Below are 16147 nucleotides of genomic sequence, written 5' to 3' on the forward strand. Positions count from 1 at the left end.
ATTCGCCTCGTCCCGCAGGGACTTGCCCAGTTCACGCGCCGCAACCGTGGTGGCGTCCCGGCGCGCCGGGTCTGCAACGTGGTCATTCCACAGGGCGTGTGTCACTACCAGGACGCCGCCCGACCGCAGCATGCGGATGGCCTGCGGCGTGAGTTGAGCAGCCTCTTCAGGGTCGACATCGAGCACCACCATGTCGTAGGAGTGAGCAGCCATACGCGGCATGACGTCCGAGGCGCGCCCCTGAATGACACGGGTGCGGGCACTGGGGTATCCGGCGTCGTCAAAGGCTCGGCGGGCCTCACGCTGGAACTCGGGCTCGACGTCGATGGTGGTCAGCACGCCGTCGGCGCCCATGCCTGCCAGCAGCCACAGGCCGGAGACGCCCGTGCCCGTGCCCACCTCGGCGACGGACTTGGCGCCGCTGACAGCGGCCAGCATGCGCAGGGCGGCGCCCGTGGCCGCGGAGACCGGGTCGGTTCCCAGCTCGATGCCGCGCAGGCGGGCCTGAGCGGCCGGTTCCCCCTCTAGCGGGAACTCTTCCGTGTAGGACCAGCTCAGCGTCTTGTCAGCAGCCACCGTATGCTCCTCCTGCGGCACCGGGCCGCCTATCCGTCGCTTGAACTCCGATGATGCCGGATCGCCGGTACGGAGTCAGGCCCATTGTTTCAGGTCCAGCTCGGTTTTCGTGTCCACCCGCCCGCATAGTTGCCCATACCGCTCCTTATGCTGGTCCTTATACTGGCGTCATGTTTCCGGGCATCTCGGGTGCGGAGTTCTTCGTCCTCCTGCTGGTACTAGTCATTGTGGTGGGTCCGCAGCGCCTGCCCGAATACACCCGCAAGCTGACGCAGGGCGTGCGGCGGCTGCGTGTCTTCCTCGACAACGCCAAGACCCAGATCGCCGAGGAGGTCGGCCCCGAGCTGAGCGAGCTGGACCTGTCCGACCTGGACCCGCGCAACTACGACCCCCGCAAGATCGTGCGCGACGCGCTGGGGGAGGACCTCGAGGCCATTCGCCGGGACCTGACCAACCCCTTCCAGTCGGTGATGGAGACCGCCAAGGAGGCCAGCGACGAGGCCGCGGCAGCGGTCAGTGGCAAGGGCCAGAAGAGCTCCAAGTCGTTGTCGCGGATGATTGAGGACAAGGCCGACGAGACGCGCGCCGCTCGGGCTGCGGCGAAGCCCACCGCGGCGGACCCCTCAGTGGAGCCTGGGCCGCCGCCGAGCCAGGCACGGGACGGGGCTGGCGCGGATGCGTCCGAGAACGGCGTCAAGGACCCGCAGCAGGCAGCTGCCGAGGCGGCAGCGGTGACAGCCGAGCTGCCTCAGGTCGACTCGGTTGCTGCCGCAGGTGCGGAGTCCGACGCCAGCGGGGATGCAACCACGGAGCGCGCCGCGGATACAGGCGAGTCCACCTGCGGGGATGCCGTGAGCGGGGAGGATGCCGCTGCCGCACGTGCTGCGGCTCAGCCCGCCGTGGATGCCGGTGACACGGTCACGGCCGAGATCCCCGAGGTGCAGCCACCCACCGCCGACGAGCCGGCTGCGGATCAGGACGCGGCTGCAGAACCGCAAGTGGCTGCTGATGCGGTCGCGGCCCGTGTCCCCTCCAGTCTGGAGGCGGAAGCGGCACGGGACGGAGACGCGCAGACTCTGCGCCCGGTCTCGCCGCGCGACATTGTGCGCGCCGCAAACGAAGCGGCCCGTACTCGCGCCGAGGCCGCTGCGGCCCTGCTCTGACCCCGTCCGCCTCCCCGCTCGCCCTGCCGACGGTCCTCCACTGCCGAGGTCGGTAGGCGTTACGTGCCGAGTTCGGTCGATACGGTAATCGACACGGGTCCGGAGTGGACCTGCGCGCTATCCGCGGTTGCCCGCGCCGAAGGGGCGCACGGGCAACCGCGCGCCTGGGTCAGCGGGCGGCGACCGGGCTGATTCCGAGTGACATCCCGGACAGCCCACGCGCACGATGCCCGAGCTTCCGGGCGACTGCCGCCAGCTTCACGGCAGCGGGGGAGTCCGCGGCGGGTGCGCCGCCGCGGGCGATGGCCGCCGGCACGCCGACGTCGGAGCCCTCGCGCAGGCGGATGTCCAGCGGTAGCTGCGCCAGCAGCGGCACGTCGTAGCCGAGTGTGGATGTCAGCGACTGTGAGACGGCCTGGCCTCCGCCGGAGCCGAAGATCTCCAGGTGAGAGCCGTCTGGCTGCGGCAGATAGGACATGTTCTCGATGACGCCGACGACCTTCTGGTGAGTCTGGGACGCAATCAGGCCGGTGCGTTCGGCCACCTCGGCCGCGGCGGTTTGCGGCGTGGTGACCACCAGGATCTCGGCCTCCGGTAGCAGCTGCGCCACGGAGATGGTCACGTCGCCGGTTCCCGGCGGCAGGTCTAGCAGCAGCACGTCCAGGTCGCCCCAGAACACGTCGGAGAGGAACTGCTGCACTGCGCGGTGCAGCATGGGCCCGCGCCAGACGACCGGCTGCTTGTCCTCCAAGAACATGCCGATGGAAATGACCTTCACCTCGTGCGCCAGAGGCGGCACGATCATGCCGTCCAACTGGGTGGGCACTTGATCCACCCCCAGCATGCGGGGGATGGAGAAGCCGTAGATATCGGCGTCGACGACCCCGACGCTCAAGCCCTGGGCCGCCATAGCTGCGGCCAGGTTCGCGGTTACGGAGGACTTACCCACCCCGCCCTTGCCGGAGGTGACCGCGTAGACACGGGTGAGGTTGCCGGGCTGGGTGAAAGGAATGACCGGTTCGGCGGCCCCACCGCGCAGGCGAGTGCGCAGCTCGGCGCGCTGCTCGTCGGTCATGACCCCCAGGTTGACGCGCACATCGGTGACACCCTCCAGGGCGCCGACCTCCTTGCTGGTGTCAGCGGTGATGGTGTCGCGTAGCGGGCAGCCGGCCACCGTCAGCAGTACGCCTACGGTAACCACGCCGTCGGCAGAGATCTCAACGGAATCGACCATGCCCAGGTCGGTGATCGGGCGGCGCAGCTCGGGGTCGATCACCCGCGCGAGCGCCTCGCGGACTGCGTCTTCGGTGGGGAGGCTCATGCCACAATCCTATGGCCCGTTGGGAGGTACGCCGTAGGCCGTTATCGTGGTGAGGAGCACGTCGACGGCGGGAATGTAGCCGGCGGGAATGCGGGCCGCCCCACTGGCCGACGGCGAAGGCGGCGGATGAGGAGCGTGAGGCCGCGGGCCGGCCGGTCAGCTCCCCGCAGCGTCCGTGCCGCTCCGGGGACCTACGCCGCCGTCGTCAACCAGGTCCTCGTGGAGCTCCTCGCGCGTCCGGCGCTCCTCCTGCAGCAGCTCCTCCAATACGCTGCGCAGCTCGGAGCGCACGAAGTCGCGGGTGGCGACGTCGTTCATCGCCAGGCGCAGGGAGGCGATCTCACGCGTTAGGTACTCGGTGTCCTCAAGGTTGCGCTCGGCACGCTGCCGATCCTGCTCGGCGATAACGCGGTCGCGGTCGTCCTGCCGGTTCTGCGCCAGCAGAATCAGCGGTGCGGAGTAGGAGGCCTGGGTGGAGAACGCCAGGTTGAGCAGGATGAAGGGGTAGGGGTCCCAGGGAGCGTCCTCGCTGATCTTCGCGAGCAAGACATTCGCCGCGATCCAGGCGACCACGAAGATCGTCATATACGCCACGAACTTGGGCGAGCCCATGAAGCGGGCGGTGGCCTCGGCGAAGCGGCCGAACCCATCTGAGCGTGCCGGACGTCGGGGGCCGAGCCACCGCAGCAGTCGTGAACGGCGGCGGGTGATCGGCTGGTCGAGCTGGTCAGCCATTGGCACTCCTCTCAATCATCTCGTCGGTGACGGCGTCGTCCGCCTCACGCCAGTCATCGGGCATCAGGTGGTCCAGGACGTCGTCGACGGATACGGCGCCGAGCAGGCGCCCGGCGTCGTCGAGCACGGGCACGGCCGTGAGATTGTATGTGGCCAGCAGGCGGGTGACGGTTCCGATCGAGTCTGTGGCGTGAACGTCATCAAGGTCCCTGTCAAGGATGGAGCCCAGCAGCTGCTGGGGACGCTCCCGCAGGGCGCGCTGCAGGTGCACCATGCCCAGGAACCGGCCGGTGGGAGACTCCAGCGGAGGGCGGCACACGAAGGCGATGGCGGCCAGCGCCGGAGGCACCTCCGCCTTACGCGCCTGCGCCAGGAAGGTGGCGACGGTGGCCTCAGGCGGCAGGATGATCGGCTCGGTGGTCATCAGGCCGCCGGCCGTGTACTCGTCGTAGGTCATCAGGCGGCGCACATCCTCGGCCTCCTCCGGCTCCATCAGGTCTAGCAGCCGGTTGGCCATGGGGGCGGGTAGGGCCGAGACCAGGTCGGCGGCGTCGTCGGGCTGCATCGCGTCCAGGACGTCGGCGGCGCGGGCGGCGTCGAGCCCGGAGAGGAGGGCGACGGCCTCGTCATCGGACAACTCCTCGGTGGCGTCCGCCAGGCGTTCGTCGGACAGCTCAGCGGCGACCTCCAGCTGCCGGGTCAACGGTAAGTCGGACAGCACGTCGGCCAGGTCCGCGGGCTTGAGCCCCTCCATGGTGGCCAGTAGCGCGGTCGCCCCCTGCTGATCGGCGGAGCCGGCCAGGCCGGTGACCTCGTCGGGGCGCACGGTGAAGGTCTCGCCCCGCCGCAGCCCCAGCGGGCCGGAGGAGCCGCGCTGGACGAATAGGCGAGTCACCTTCCAGTCCATGCCCCGGTCCCGCTCGATGGCGACGTCACGGATGGTGACCTGGCCCGAGCCGTCCCGCATCGTGACGACCCGGTCCAGCAGCTCGCCGACGACGAGGGTCTCCACCCGCCGCTGCTCGAAGCGGCGGATATTCACCAGGCCGGTGGTGATCACGGCGCCAGGCTCAATCGCGGTCACCCGTGACAGTGGCAGGAATACGCGGCGCCGCCCCGCCACCTCGATTACTAGGCCGACGGCGCGCGGCTGCCCGCGCAGCCGGATGAGCACTACTACGTCGTGGACCTTGCCGACGGCGTCGCCGATGGGATCAAAGACGGTTGTGCCCACGAGCCGGGCGACGAAGACTCTGAGGGTGGTGCGCGTCTTGTTGTTCTCCACGGCAGCCAGCCTATCGGCGCGGCGCGGGCAGCGCCGTCGCATGGTTTCGCCTGACGATGAAGTCGCCCGTGAAGCTGACGGGCGTGGGACGATGAGCCCATGAGCCAGACTGAGTTCCCCACGCAGGCCGCATCCTTCGGCATGGCGCGGGGAAGTATCCCGCGCGGCGACGAGGTCGCCTCCTTCGCGACCTACGCGGAGGCACAGCATGCGGTCGACTCACTGTCCGACGCCGGCTTCCCGGTGCAGCACTTGGCGATCATCGGCACGGACCTGCGTCAGGTTGAACGCATCACGGGGCGCATGAGCTGGGGGCGCGCGGTGGCCAACGGTGCGATGTCGGGGCTGTGGATCGGTATGTTCTTCGGCGCCATGATGCTGCTGCTCGGCCCCAGCGAGGGCACTGGCACGGTGCTGATCGCGGCGGTCATCATGGGCGTGATCTGGGGGATGATCTTCCAGGTCGTCTCCTACGCGGTGACCCGCGGTAAGCGAGACTTCACCTCCATCAGCCAGGTGGTGGCCTCCCGCTACTCGATCATTGCCTCGCAGCTGGCGGCAGAGGCCGCTAGGGCTCTGGCGGATATCCCCGGCAACCTCACCCGTGGCGGTGAGGCGGCCCGGCGGGCCGAGGAGCGGCGCGCCGCCCGGCAGCAGGCCCGCGGCCAGGGGCCGACTACCTTCGGCTCCCGCCCAGATGAGCAGCCCCGCTTCGGTGTACGCCTGCCCGAGGGCGCGGATCCGCAGGCATACTCGCAGGATCAGTCGCGCCCCGCCGCGCCCCCGGAGTCGAGTCCGGAGTCGAGTCCCGCGTCCCGCGGGCCTGATGCGGACCGGACGCCGACGACGGCTCAGGGACCCGAATCGCAGACAGGCGGTCCCGCCACGCGTCACAATGAAGACGATGATGACCCCTATCGCCGTCTGCCCGGGAACCGATAGCGCATCCGCCGCCTTGGGACCGAGTGCGCGCCCGCAGCCTCCGATTCGGGTGGGCCTGTCCACATCCTCGGTCTACCCGGGCGACGTGCGGGACACCTTTGCCCTGGCGGCGCAGCTGGGTTACGACGGCGTCGAGGTGATGGTCTGGGGCGAGAAGGCGACCCAGGACGCGAATGCACTGACGGCCCTTGCCGAACAGTACGCTGTGCCGGTGCTGGCGGTGCACGCGCCCACGCTGCTACTGACTCGGGCGGTGTTCGGCGCCGACCCCTGGGGGAAGATCGACCGCTCGATCGAATTGGCCGAGTCGCTCGGCGCCCCCACGGTGGTCCTGCACCCGCCGTTCTTCTGGCAGACCCGCTACGCCCGCACCTTCGTAGCCGGCGTGGCGGAGCGTGAGGCGGCGGGCGGCGTACACCTGTGCGTGGAGAACATGTTCACCTGGAGGCCACGCGATGCCCACTCGACCCGAGACTTCCAGGCCTACTTCCCGACTTGGGATCCGGTCGGCCAGGGCTACCGCTCGGTGACGCTGGACATCTCCCATGCGGCGACCTCCGGCTCAGACGCCCTGGCCATGGCCCGCGCGCTGGGGCCGACGCTGCGGCACGTGCACCTGACCGATGGCGTGCCCGGATTCCGGGACGATCACCTCCTGCCGGGGCAGGGCGACCAGGACTGCGCGGGGGTTCTGCGCCACCTGGTTGACACCGGTTTCGGCTCCGCCGGCGGGCAGGTGGTGGTAGAGGTCAACACCCGTACCATGAGTGCCGCGCAGCGCCGCGAGGGGCTGGCCAGCGCACTCGCCTTCGCCCGCGAGCACCTGGATGGGGAAGGCGACACCACCGCAGTGCACGTGCCCGCTCCCACGCGGCGCCGCTACCGTGACAACCGTGCCTGAGCGCTGCGCGTGGACGCCCAGGGCGGGCGGTACCGGGCGGCGCTAGGGCTGAAGGAGGTCAGGCAGTCAGCCCGCGGACCCAGGCCTCCACCTCATCGATGGTACGGGGAATCGCCTGGGTCAGGCGCCTCACGCCCCCGTCGGGGTCGACGACGACGTCATCCTCGATGCGCACGCCGATGCCGCGCAGCTCCTCCGGAACCAGCAGGTCGTCGGCACGGAAGTACAGGCCCGGCTCAATAGTGAAGACCATGCCCGGACGCAGCACCGCGTCCATGCTCATCTCCCGGCGCGCCTGGGCACAGTCGTGCACGTCCAGCCCCAGGTGGTGGCTGGTGCCGTGCACCATCCAGCGGCGGTGGAACTGTCCGTCCGGCCCCAGGGAGTCGGCGGCGGTGACGCCGTCGGGCAGCATGCCCCACTCCTCCAGGCGGGCGGCGATCACCTCCATGGCAGCGGCGTGCAGGTCCCGGAAGCGGCAGCCGGGGGTGCCCGCGCGGGCGAAGGCGGCGTCGGCGGCGTCCAGGACCGCCTGGTAGACGCGGCGCTGCGGTTCTGTGAAGCGGCCGTCCACCGGGATGGTGCGGGTGACGTCGGCGGTGTAGAGGGAGTCGACCTCCACGCCGGCGTCCACCAGCACCAGTTCGCCGGGGCGCACGGCGCCGTCGTTGTTGATCCAGTGCAGCGTGTTGGCGTGGTTGCCGGCGGCGGCGATGGTCTCGTAGCCGAGCCCGTTGCCCTCCTCGCGGGCCTTGGCGCCGAAGGCCCCCTCCAGGACGCGCTCGCCGCGCCAGTGCCCGGTGGCACGCGGAATGGAGCGGATCAGGTCGTCGAAGCCGGCGCGAGTGGCGTCCACGGCCCGCTGCAGCTGCTCGACCTCCCACGGATCCTTGGTCAGGCGCAGCTCGCTGGTGGCCTCCGCGAGGGCGTCGTCGACCTGCTGTGCCCGCTGGCCGGCGGCGAGCCCGGCCGCGGTGCGCACCTGGTCCACCAGTGCGGTGACCGCCTGGTCGGCCTGCGCCACCACGCGCAGCTGCACGCCGTCGGGGCCGGCGTCCTTGGCGAGCGCGTCGGGCAGGGAGTCTAGGTGGGCGCAGCGGATCCCGGTGGCTGCCTCGACCTCCTCAAGGGAGGGACGCTGACCCACCCACAGCTCCCCGTAGCGGGGGTCGGCGTAGAACTCCTCGGAGGAGCGGGAGGCGCGGGGGCGGAAGTACAGCACCGCCTCGTGGGTGGGGGCGCCCCCGCAACCGGGTGCCAGCGGCTCCAGGACGAGCACGGCGTCGGGCTCGAAGTCGGTGCCGGTGCCGGCCAGGTGGGCGAAGGCCGAGTGCGGGCGGAAGCGGTAGTCGCAGTCGTTGTTGCGGGTAACCAGCGCGCCTGCGGGGAGGACCAGCCGGTCGCCGGGGAACTGCGCGCCCAGGGCCTCCCGCCGGGCGGCGGCCCAGGGGGCGGTGTCGGAGCGAGCAGGTAGCGCCTCGGGCCGCGGGGCCCAGTCGGAGCCGATGAAGTCACGGAAGGCCTGGTTGGTGGGCCGGTGGGAGCGGTTGTTGCCGCGCTCCGCGAGCGTCTGGGGTGCCTCAGCGTCCGCTGCGGGAGCGGCGGGGGAGTCGGAAACGGGATCGGTCATGGGCCCATAGTGGCACGCGCGGTGCCGCTGGGGCGCACCCGTCGGCACCGCGTCCGCTTGGCCGCGCGCGGCGACTGCGGTAACGGGGCGGGGCAGTGACGGGAAGGCTGAGGCAGCCGGGCGGCGTCAGTCGGGGTCGCCCGGGAAACGCACCCCCACCTGCCGGCGGGCCTCGTAGAGCACCTCGACGGCGGCAACAGAGTTGGCCAGTGGGTGCAGTTCCGATTCTCGCGCCCCGGAGCGCACCAGGCGGCAGAAGGCCTCCAGCTCGTAGGCGAGAACCGGCCCGCTGCGTCGAACCGACAGGTCCTGGGCGGCGTCGGCATTCGCCTTGAGCCGGTCTGCGCCGGCCGTGCTGCCGATTCCGGCTGCGAGTCCGCGGAGGCTGATTTGCTGCGGCCATTGGCAGTCATCCAGGGCCAGTACCGCGTGGTCACCGGAGATCGCGGATCCGGTGCCCGCCGGGGAGGTCTTGGAGTGCAGGCACACCACCTCAAAGTCGCGGGGCTGATCTTGGCGGGGAGTATCGGCAGCGGACTCGGCTCCGGAGTAGCTGAGCACAACCGTGCCCAGAGCATCCGCACCCGAGTCCAACAGCACCCCGGTAGCAGTCACCCGCGTGGGCGCCCCAAACAGGTGGATCGCCAAGCTGATCGGGTAGACGCCCAGGTCCATGAGCGAGCCGCCGGCCATAGCCGGGTCGAAGGCAGGCGGCAGGGAGCCGGAACGGTAGGCATCCATGCGGGAGGAGTACTGCTCCTTGACCAGTAGGGCCCGCCTTACCGGGCCCAGCCGGGGCAGTGCCTCCCGCACTGTTGCCATGCCGGGTTCGAAGGCGGGCAGCCACCCCTCCATGAGTAGCCGATCGGCCTGGCGAGCGGCCTGCACCATTGCCTGCGCCTGCTGGGGCGTGGGCGCAAAGGGTTTCTCCACCAGCACGTGACGGCCGGACTGGAGGGCCGCGAGCGTGTGCTCGGGATGCAGGAGGTTGGGCGAGCCGACGTAGACGACGTCGACCAGCGGTCCGCCGTCGGCGTCCGTAGCGGCGAGCATGTCCTCCAGGGACCTGAAGGCATGGGGAATGCCGTGCTCGGCGGCGAAGGCTGCCGCCCGCTCCGGGTGCGCTGAGGTCACAGCGATCGCTTGGGCATCGGGCACGGCACTGACGGCCTCCATGAACCAGCGGGCGATGAAGCCGGCGCCGATGATGCCGAAGCGGATCGGCGTGGGTGGCGGAGACGATGTGCAGGCGGTCATGCGGTCAGGCTAGCAAGTAACTGGGGTCACAGTGCGGGTCTTGGGTGCGTGCTTGGCGGGCCCGGCGCGGGACTGTGAAAGGGCGCGGGCGGGGTCTGGCTGGTCGGCTGGGACGGCCCCGGGGCATCGGGTGACGGCGCGGAGGGGGCGAGCAGGTCTCCGTACACTTGGCTGGTGCGTATTGACCCCCATACTCATTCCGCCTACTCCGACGGCACGGAGTCTCCCGCCGCACTCATGGCGCAAGCCGCCCGCGCCGGGCTGGACGTCGTCGGCCTGACAGACCATGACACGACCGCCGGCTGGGAGGAGGCGGCCGCCGCGGTGCCGGAGACGGGGGTGACGCTGTTGCGTGGTGCCGAGATCTCCTGCTCGGCCAACGGCATCGCGCTGCACCTGCTGGCCTACTTGTTCGACCCGGACTACGCACCGCTTGCCGACGCGCTGGCTCACGCGCGCCACTCGCGTTCTAACCGCACGCGCCTCATGGTCCAGCGCCTGGCGGCCGACTACCCCATCACCTGGGAGGGCGTGCTCGCCCAGGCAGCCGACGCCACTACCATTGGCCGTCCGCATATCGCCGACGCGCTCGTGGCCGCTGGGGCATTCCCCGACCGTGCGGCAGCCTTTGCCGGACCGCTGGCCACGTCCAGCCCCTACTACGTCCCCTACTGGGTCCTGGACCCGGTTGATGCCTGCCGACTGGTACGTGCCGCCGGGGGAGTACCGGTGGCCGCCCATCCGCGGGCCGCTAACCGGCAGCGGGGTCTGGTGCCGGACGAGACTTTCGCGCGCATGGCTCAGGCCGGCCTGGCTGCCATCGAGGTGGATCACCGCGATCACGGCCCGGCCCAGCGCGACCAGGCCCGCGCACTGGCACAGGCACTTGGGCTGGGAATGTCAGGCGCCTCGGACTATCACGGTGCCGGCAAGCCGAACCGGCTGGGGGAGAACCTCATGCCTCCGGCGCTGCTGGAGCAGATTGTCAGCGAGGGCGCGCTTGCGCTGATCGCGCCCTGAGCGCGGGCCAGCCCCCTGCACCCAGCCAACTAATCGCACCGCCCCGGCCGCTTCGATCGTTATCCGCCCAGCCCGCTCCGCCCATGCTCGCCAACGTCTTCGACCTCACGCTCTTCGCCACTGCCTTCACCACGATCCTGGTGATCCAGGACCCGCTCGGCGCCATCCCCATCTTCCTGTCGCTGACCAGTCGGCAGACCGACGCGGAGCGCACTCGTTCGGCCCGCCAGGCCACCCTGGTGTCCTTCGCGGTCATCCTCGCCTTCGCGATATTCGGCCGTTATATTCTGCGTTTCCTGGGTATCACTGTGCCCGCGTTGCAGATTTCCGGGGGCCTGCTGCTGCTACTGGTGGCGCTCGAGTTGCTTACTGACAAGGCTGATGAGCACCCCGACCCGGATTCGGTGGCCACCAACGCCGCCCTCGTGCCCCTGGGTACGCCTCTGCTGGCTGGGCCGGGTGCGATCGTCGCCACGATGGTGTCGGTGGAGTCGGCGTCCGGACCAGTGCTCGGCTGGGTGAGTGTGACTGCAGCGATCGTGGTGACGCACCTGGTCATCTGGGCGGCGCTGCGGTTCTCCGTGGTTCTGCACCGGCTGCTGGGAGAGTCGGCGATTCAGGTGCTCACCCGCATTTTCGGGTTGCTGCTGGCTGCCATTGCGGTGCAGATGATGGCGGACGGCGTTATCGCCTATATCGGTGCGGTTACCGGCGCCTGAGTGCGTCCGGCGCCGGTAACCGCGTGTCCGCGCGGGAGCGCAGGGAGCGACGGGTCCGCGCAAGCAGTGTCACAGCTACCGGACCCGGTGCGTCATTCGTGCCGGTCCCCCGAGGGGGAGATGCTCAGGAGTCGGCTCGCCCGCCATGGGTGCGCCGACGATTGCGCTTGCGGCGCGGCTTGTCTGCCTTGGTGTCTGCGGACCTCCCCGAGCCACCTGCCCGGGCGGCGGATGCCCGTCCCGAGCCGGTGCGGCGGCCTCGCGCCCGCCCCCGGCCCGTGTTGCGCTCGCCGCGGGAACGGCCACGCCGGCCGGTCTCGCCGAGGTCCTCAATCTGCTCGGCCTCCAGCCCCTCCAGTACCCGCTTGCTGCGGGGGAGCTTGCCGGTGACGTCGCGGGGGATGTTCAGGTCCGTATAAAGATGGTCGGAGGTGTGGTACGTCTCCACCGGCTCGTCGATCGGCAGGCCCAGGGCACTGGAGATCATCCGCCAGCGGGAGACGTCGTCCCAGTCCACGAAGGTGATCGCGGTGCCGGAGCCGCCGGCCCGGCCGGTGCGGCCGATCCGGTGGACGTAGATCTTCTCGTCTTCCGGGCACTGGTAGTTGATGACGTGGGTGACGTCGTCGACGTCGATGCCGCGGGCGGCCACGTCGGTGGCCACCAGCACGTCCACCTTCCCCTTGCGGAAGGCACGCAGGGCCTGCTCGCGGGCGCCCTGGCCCAGGTCGCCGTGCAAGGCGGCGGTGGCGAAGCCGCGCGCCGCCAGGTCCTCGGCCACCCGTGCGGCCGTGCGCTTGGTCCGGGCGAAGATGATGGTGCGGCCGCGGCCCTCGGCCTGGAGGATGCGGGAGAGCACCTCGACCTTGTTCAGCGCATGGGTGCGGTAGACGACCTGCTGGACGGTCTTGACCGTCATGGAGTCGTCGCCCGGGTCCTGGGCGCGAATGTGAGTCGGCTTGGTCATGTAGCGGCGGGCCAGGGCCACCACGGCGCCCGGCATAGTGGCGCTGAACAACATGGTGTGGCGGTCCGAGCGGGTGCGGGACAGGATCTTCTCCACGTCCGGGAGGAAGCCCAGGTCCAGCATCTCGTCCGCCTCATCCAGCACCACGGTGGTCACGTGGGTCAGGTCCAGGACCCGACGATCCATCAGGTCGATGATGCGGCCGGGCGTGCCGACGACGATCTCTGCGCCGCGCTCGATCGCCTCGATCTGCGGCTCGTATGCGCGCCCGCCGTACACCTGGACGATACGAACGGTGCGCTTGGCGGCGGCGCCGGCCAGCTCCTCGGCGACCTGCTTGGCGAGCTCGCGTGTGGGCAGGACCACCAGCGCCTGCGGGGAGCCGGAGGCGGGATCCTCATCCCAGCCCTCCTCGCCGGGCCCAAGGGTGTCCATGAGCAGGGGGATGCCGAATCCCAGGGTCTTGCCGGTGCCGGTCTTGGCCTGACCGATGATGTCCTGGCTGCGCAGCGCAATCGGCAGAGTCAGCGCCTGAATTGGGAAGGGGTGTGTGATTCCCCTGTCAGCCAGCGCCTGGCAGATCTCCTCCTCGACGCCGAAGTCGGCAAAAGTGCGGGCGGTCAGGTCAGCCTCGGCGGTGGCGTCGGTGATGTCCGGCTTGGCGTCATCCAGGACCGGGGCGTGGGCCTGCGCGGTGGAGATGATCCCGGAGGCGGGTTCGGCAGTCGTGGCGGTCCGGGACTCGGGTGCGGAGGGCTGTGCGGCGGGAACGGACGTAGATTCAGGCGTAGATTCAGTTGTCTCGGTGTGCTCGGTCACGGTGTGCTTTGTGCTTTCGATGTATCAGGGCGCGGTGCCCCGGCTCAGGCGGCGCGGGCGGCATGCCCGTTTAAGGCGAACTCGCGCCTACGGTCATATGTGGTAGCCGATCGCGAATGAGGCCCTGCACGTTGCCGTCAAGGGCAGGCGGGGCTGGGAGGCATGACTACACGCATGGCGACCGGGCAACCTGCCCCAAGCGTAGATGATTGGCCCAGGTTGCGTGGGCGGTGACGCTGTCTTCCGGCTCACCCAGGAGCATTGCCCGGGTATCGCATCCGCGAGTACGAAGTCTCGCGAAACGGCCGGGCGGTGCAGCACCAGGGCCTACCCTGGCACTATGAGCTCAGCTGCCCCCGCCGGCCTGGACGAGGCCGCATCGCCAGCAAGGCACACTCGGGCCGTGGTAGGCCTGGCCGCCTTCACACGGACGATCGCCTGCACCCGCTACGCCAAAGATGCTGACAAGGCTCCTGACATGGCCTCGCGCGTTGAATTGCTGCGCATGAGTGCGGAGGCAGTAGCTTCCTTCGATCGCATGTGGGAGGCGGTGTCCGGCGCGGGCATTGATCTGCTGGCGGCGGCGGCGCCCTTCACCGGCGTGCTGGGAGACTTTGACGAACGCCTGCGCCCCTTGGACTGGTACGAGCGACTGACCAAGACCTACCTGACCTTTGGCCTGATGCGGGACTTCGTGGTTGCGCTCGTGCGGACGCTGGATGCGCCGTTGCGCGATGTGCTGATGGAAGAGATCGGCGCCGACCGGCTTGCCGACTTCGCCCCTGCTCAACTGGTGCCGGTGATCGGCGCGGACACCCAGTTGGCGGCTCGTCTGGGATTGTGGGGAAGGCGCGTGGTCGGGGAAGAGATTGGCACCATGAAACGACTGCTGGCCTCAGCTCCGGACCTGGCGGTGTCTGGGGCTGATGCGGAGGTGCTGCATGAGGCCCTCTCCCAGGGTGCGACCAGCCGCATGCGTGGACTGGGACTGCGGGTATAGGGGCTCTTCGTGTCTGTGGGTGTGAGGGTTTGAGCTGGGGCTGTTGGTGTTGGTTGTGCTCGGGGCCCTGTTTGACGAGAACCGGCCCATCAGGCGGTTGTGTTCGGGTGTAGGAGGTCGTCCGCGCCAGACCGAGAACGACCCCCGCGCGGCGAAAACGACCTCACACGCCCGAAAACGTCCCCAGCGCGGCGAAAACGTCCTCGTGAGCCCGAAACCCTCCACGATGTGGAGGGTGTGGGGCGAATGAGGTCGTATTCGGTCGGCGGCGGGTGGTCGACTACGACCTCACACGCCCGAAAACGACCTCATCCGCCCGAGAACGGCCCTCGAGCGCGATCGCCACACCACACTCCCCACCCGCCGCGCCGCCGGGACACGCACGCCATCCACCACTCGCCGAACCGCTGCCGATCCGCCCGCCACCAAACCCCCAAACGCGAAGCGCCAGTACAGGCGAGCGGCGACGTCGGGATCCGGCGTGGACGCCGGGGTGCGGCGCCGTCGGGCTGGGGTCAGAACCCGAGCAGCAGCCAGACGGTCAGCACCAGCCCGCCCACCACGACGGCGGCGTGAATCACCCGCTCTGGAATGAGACGCTGAATCAGGGGCGCCGCGTAGCCTCCGGCGAAGGAGCCGGCGCCGACGGCGAGTGCCGCGCCCCAGTTGACTTCGCCGTGCACGATGAACAGCACCGCCGCCGAGAAGTTCGACAGCGTCAGCATGGGGGTCTTCATGACGACGGCGGCGTGTGTGTTCATGGGCGTGCCCAGGGTGCACAAGGCGAAGAACAGAACCCCCGCACCGGCGCCGAAGTAGCCACTGTACACAGTGATTGCCGCCAGTAGGGCGAGGAAGGCGGGCGCCGGCAGACGATATTCGGTCGCGCCCTGCCGCAGTCGGGGGCTGAGGGCTACCAAGGCGGTGGCGAGCAGCACCAGCCAGGGCACGACGGCCTCGAATACGCCAGGCGGGGCCACGAGCAGCAGCGCCCCGCCCGCGAGACCGCCGACGACGGCGATGAGCGCCTGCGGGAGCAGCGGGTAGTAGCGGATCTGTCTCAGCCGATCCCAGGAAGTGATGAGCGAACCGATCCCTGCGGGGATGAGACTGACCGTATTGGAGGCGTTGGCCACCACCGGCGGCACCCCCAGAGCCAGCATCGCCGGGTAGGACACGAGCGAGGCCATCCCCACCAAGTAGCCGACGATGCCGGCGGCCACGCCGGCGAGGAATAGTAGGGCGTAGGCGATCACGGGCGACATCGCGGTAAATGGTAGCTGTAACGTGCAGGGGTGCCGCGGGCAGGGCGCGGTGCGTGTGCGTGTGTGGGACCCGCAGGGCGCAGAAGTGTGAGGCATGATACGTGCGGGGCTCATGCCGGGGGCGCCAATGCTCCGCGGGGAGCCCGCTGGCGAAGCGGATTCGCGCAGCTCAGACAGATTCAACAATCAGCAGTCCTGATGCTGAAAGGGGACCATATGTTCGTTCGTCGTGAGGCAATTGCCATCCGCTGTGACCATGAGGGGTGCGACCGCATGGTTGCGCACCGGGTGGTCGACACCGTACACGATCCGGATGGCACGGCAATTGAGCGCGTGCTCGCGTTGAGCTACACCGAGCAGGACGCATTGCGTGCGGCCGAACGCGACGGCTTCAAGATTATGGGGGACCACGTCTTCTGCGAGAAGCACGACCGGTTGTAAGCGGAACGCCGGCGCCAAGTGGTGCTGCTTTTAGTGTCCTTGGGTGGTTTCGGCTTGGTCGGTGAGGTAGGTGATGGTGCGGACGATGTTGTATGGGGTGGTGGTG

Annotated in this window: 15 protein-coding genes; 7 read left to right on the forward strand and 8 right to left on the reverse strand. The window is 69.6% G+C overall.

Features of this window, described 5'->3' with window-relative positions:
* A partial coding sequence (locus GZ997_RS06970) for a class I SAM-dependent methyltransferase (RefSeq protein ID WP_162679380.1) occupies positions 1-576 on the reverse strand: 576 nt, incomplete at its 3' end.
* Positions 577-746: 170 nt separating this feature from the next.
* Here GZ997_RS06970 and GZ997_RS06975 point away from each other — a divergent pair.
* On the forward strand, positions 747-1739 hold the full coding sequence (locus GZ997_RS06975) for a Sec-independent protein translocase TatB (RefSeq protein ID WP_162679381.1): 993 nt from the start codon (positions 747-749) through the stop codon (positions 1737-1739).
* Between the two features lie 169 nt (positions 1740-1908).
* On the opposite strand, the gene GZ997_RS06980 is transcribed toward GZ997_RS06975, so the two are convergent.
* The 3 genes from GZ997_RS06980 to GZ997_RS06990 form a co-directional block, all read right to left on the reverse strand.
* Entirely contained in the window at positions 1909-3060 is a 1152-nt protein-coding gene (locus GZ997_RS06980; RefSeq protein WP_162679382.1) for a P-loop NTPase, read from the reverse strand.
* Positions 3061-3216: 156 nt separating this feature from the next.
* The gene (locus tag GZ997_RS06985) at positions 3217-3795 is read right to left on the reverse strand and encodes a DUF1003 domain-containing protein (RefSeq protein ID WP_161923713.1); all 579 of its coding nucleotides are present in this window, start codon (positions 3793-3795) and stop codon (positions 3217-3219) included.
* Complete coding sequence (locus tag GZ997_RS06990) at positions 3788-5080, reverse strand: CBS domain-containing protein (protein WP_162679383.1); 1293 nt, start codon at positions 5078-5080, stop codon at positions 3788-3790. The genes GZ997_RS06985 and GZ997_RS06990 overlap by 8 nt, the downstream gene beginning before the upstream one ends.
* 99 nt (positions 5081-5179) lie before the next feature.
* Here GZ997_RS06990 and GZ997_RS06995 point away from each other — a divergent pair, with 99 nt between their 5' ends.
* Together GZ997_RS06995 and GZ997_RS07000 are read left to right on the forward strand one after the other, a co-directional pair.
* Positions 5180-6022, forward strand: coding sequence for a general stress protein (locus tag GZ997_RS06995; RefSeq protein ID WP_238994333.1), 843 nt, complete (start codon positions 5180-5182; stop codon positions 6020-6022).
* 49 nt (positions 6023-6071) lie between these two features.
* Positions 6072-6923: a sugar phosphate isomerase/epimerase gene (locus tag GZ997_RS07000; protein ID WP_237564359.1), complete on the forward strand. Its 852-nt coding sequence runs from the start codon at positions 6072-6074 to the stop codon at positions 6921-6923.
* 58 nt (positions 6924-6981) lie between these two features.
* Here GZ997_RS07000 and GZ997_RS07005 read toward each other — a convergent pair whose 3' ends face one another.
* Together GZ997_RS07005 and GZ997_RS07010 are read right to left on the reverse strand one after the other, a co-directional pair.
* Positions 6982-8553, reverse strand: coding sequence for an aminopeptidase P family protein (locus tag GZ997_RS07005; protein WP_162679384.1), 1572 nt, complete (start codon positions 8551-8553; stop codon positions 6982-6984).
* Between the two features lie 126 nt (positions 8554-8679).
* Positions 8680-9810, reverse strand: coding sequence for a Gfo/Idh/MocA family oxidoreductase (locus GZ997_RS07010; protein ID WP_162679385.1), 1131 nt, complete (start codon positions 9808-9810; stop codon positions 8680-8682).
* 174 nt (positions 9811-9984) lie between these two features.
* Between GZ997_RS07010 and GZ997_RS07015 the strand changes: the two genes are divergently transcribed.
* The gene (locus GZ997_RS07015) at positions 9985-10830 is read left to right on the forward strand and encodes a PHP domain-containing protein (RefSeq protein ID WP_162679386.1); all 846 of its coding nucleotides are present in this window, start codon (positions 9985-9987) and stop codon (positions 10828-10830) included.
* 83 nt (positions 10831-10913) lie between these two features.
* The gene (locus tag GZ997_RS07020; RefSeq protein WP_161923717.1) at positions 10914-11549 is read left to right on the forward strand and encodes a MarC family protein; all 636 of its coding nucleotides are present in this window, start codon (positions 10914-10916) and stop codon (positions 11547-11549) included.
* Positions 11550-11673: 124 nt separating this feature from the next.
* Here GZ997_RS07020 and GZ997_RS07025 read toward each other — a convergent pair whose 3' ends face one another.
* Positions 11674-13221, reverse strand: a complete 1548-nt coding sequence (locus tag GZ997_RS07025) for a DEAD/DEAH box helicase (protein ID WP_343212292.1) — start codon at positions 13219-13221, stop codon at positions 11674-11676.
* Positions 13222-13675: 454 nt separating this feature from the next.
* Between GZ997_RS07025 and GZ997_RS07030 the strand changes: the two genes are divergently transcribed.
* The gene (locus GZ997_RS07030; protein WP_161923719.1) at positions 13676-14335 is read left to right on the forward strand and encodes a ferritin-like fold-containing protein; all 660 of its coding nucleotides are present in this window, start codon (positions 13676-13678) and stop codon (positions 14333-14335) included.
* A gap of 515 nt (positions 14336-14850) precedes the next feature.
* Here the strand turns inward: GZ997_RS07030 and GZ997_RS07035 are convergent.
* Complete coding sequence (locus GZ997_RS07035; RefSeq protein WP_161923720.1) at positions 14851-15600, reverse strand: sulfite exporter TauE/SafE family protein; 750 nt, start codon at positions 15598-15600, stop codon at positions 14851-14853.
* A 216-nt stretch (positions 15601-15816) separates the two neighbouring features.
* Between GZ997_RS07035 and GZ997_RS07040 the strand changes: the two genes are divergently transcribed.
* Positions 15817-16041, forward strand: coding sequence for a hypothetical protein (locus GZ997_RS07040; protein ID WP_162679388.1), 225 nt, complete (start codon positions 15817-15819; stop codon positions 16039-16041).
* Positions 16042-16147 lie beyond the last annotated feature (106 nt).

This window comes from Actinomyces sp. 565, from assembly GCF_010365615.1.
GTDB lineage: Bacteria > Actinomycetota > Actinomycetes > Actinomycetales > Actinomycetaceae > Actinomyces.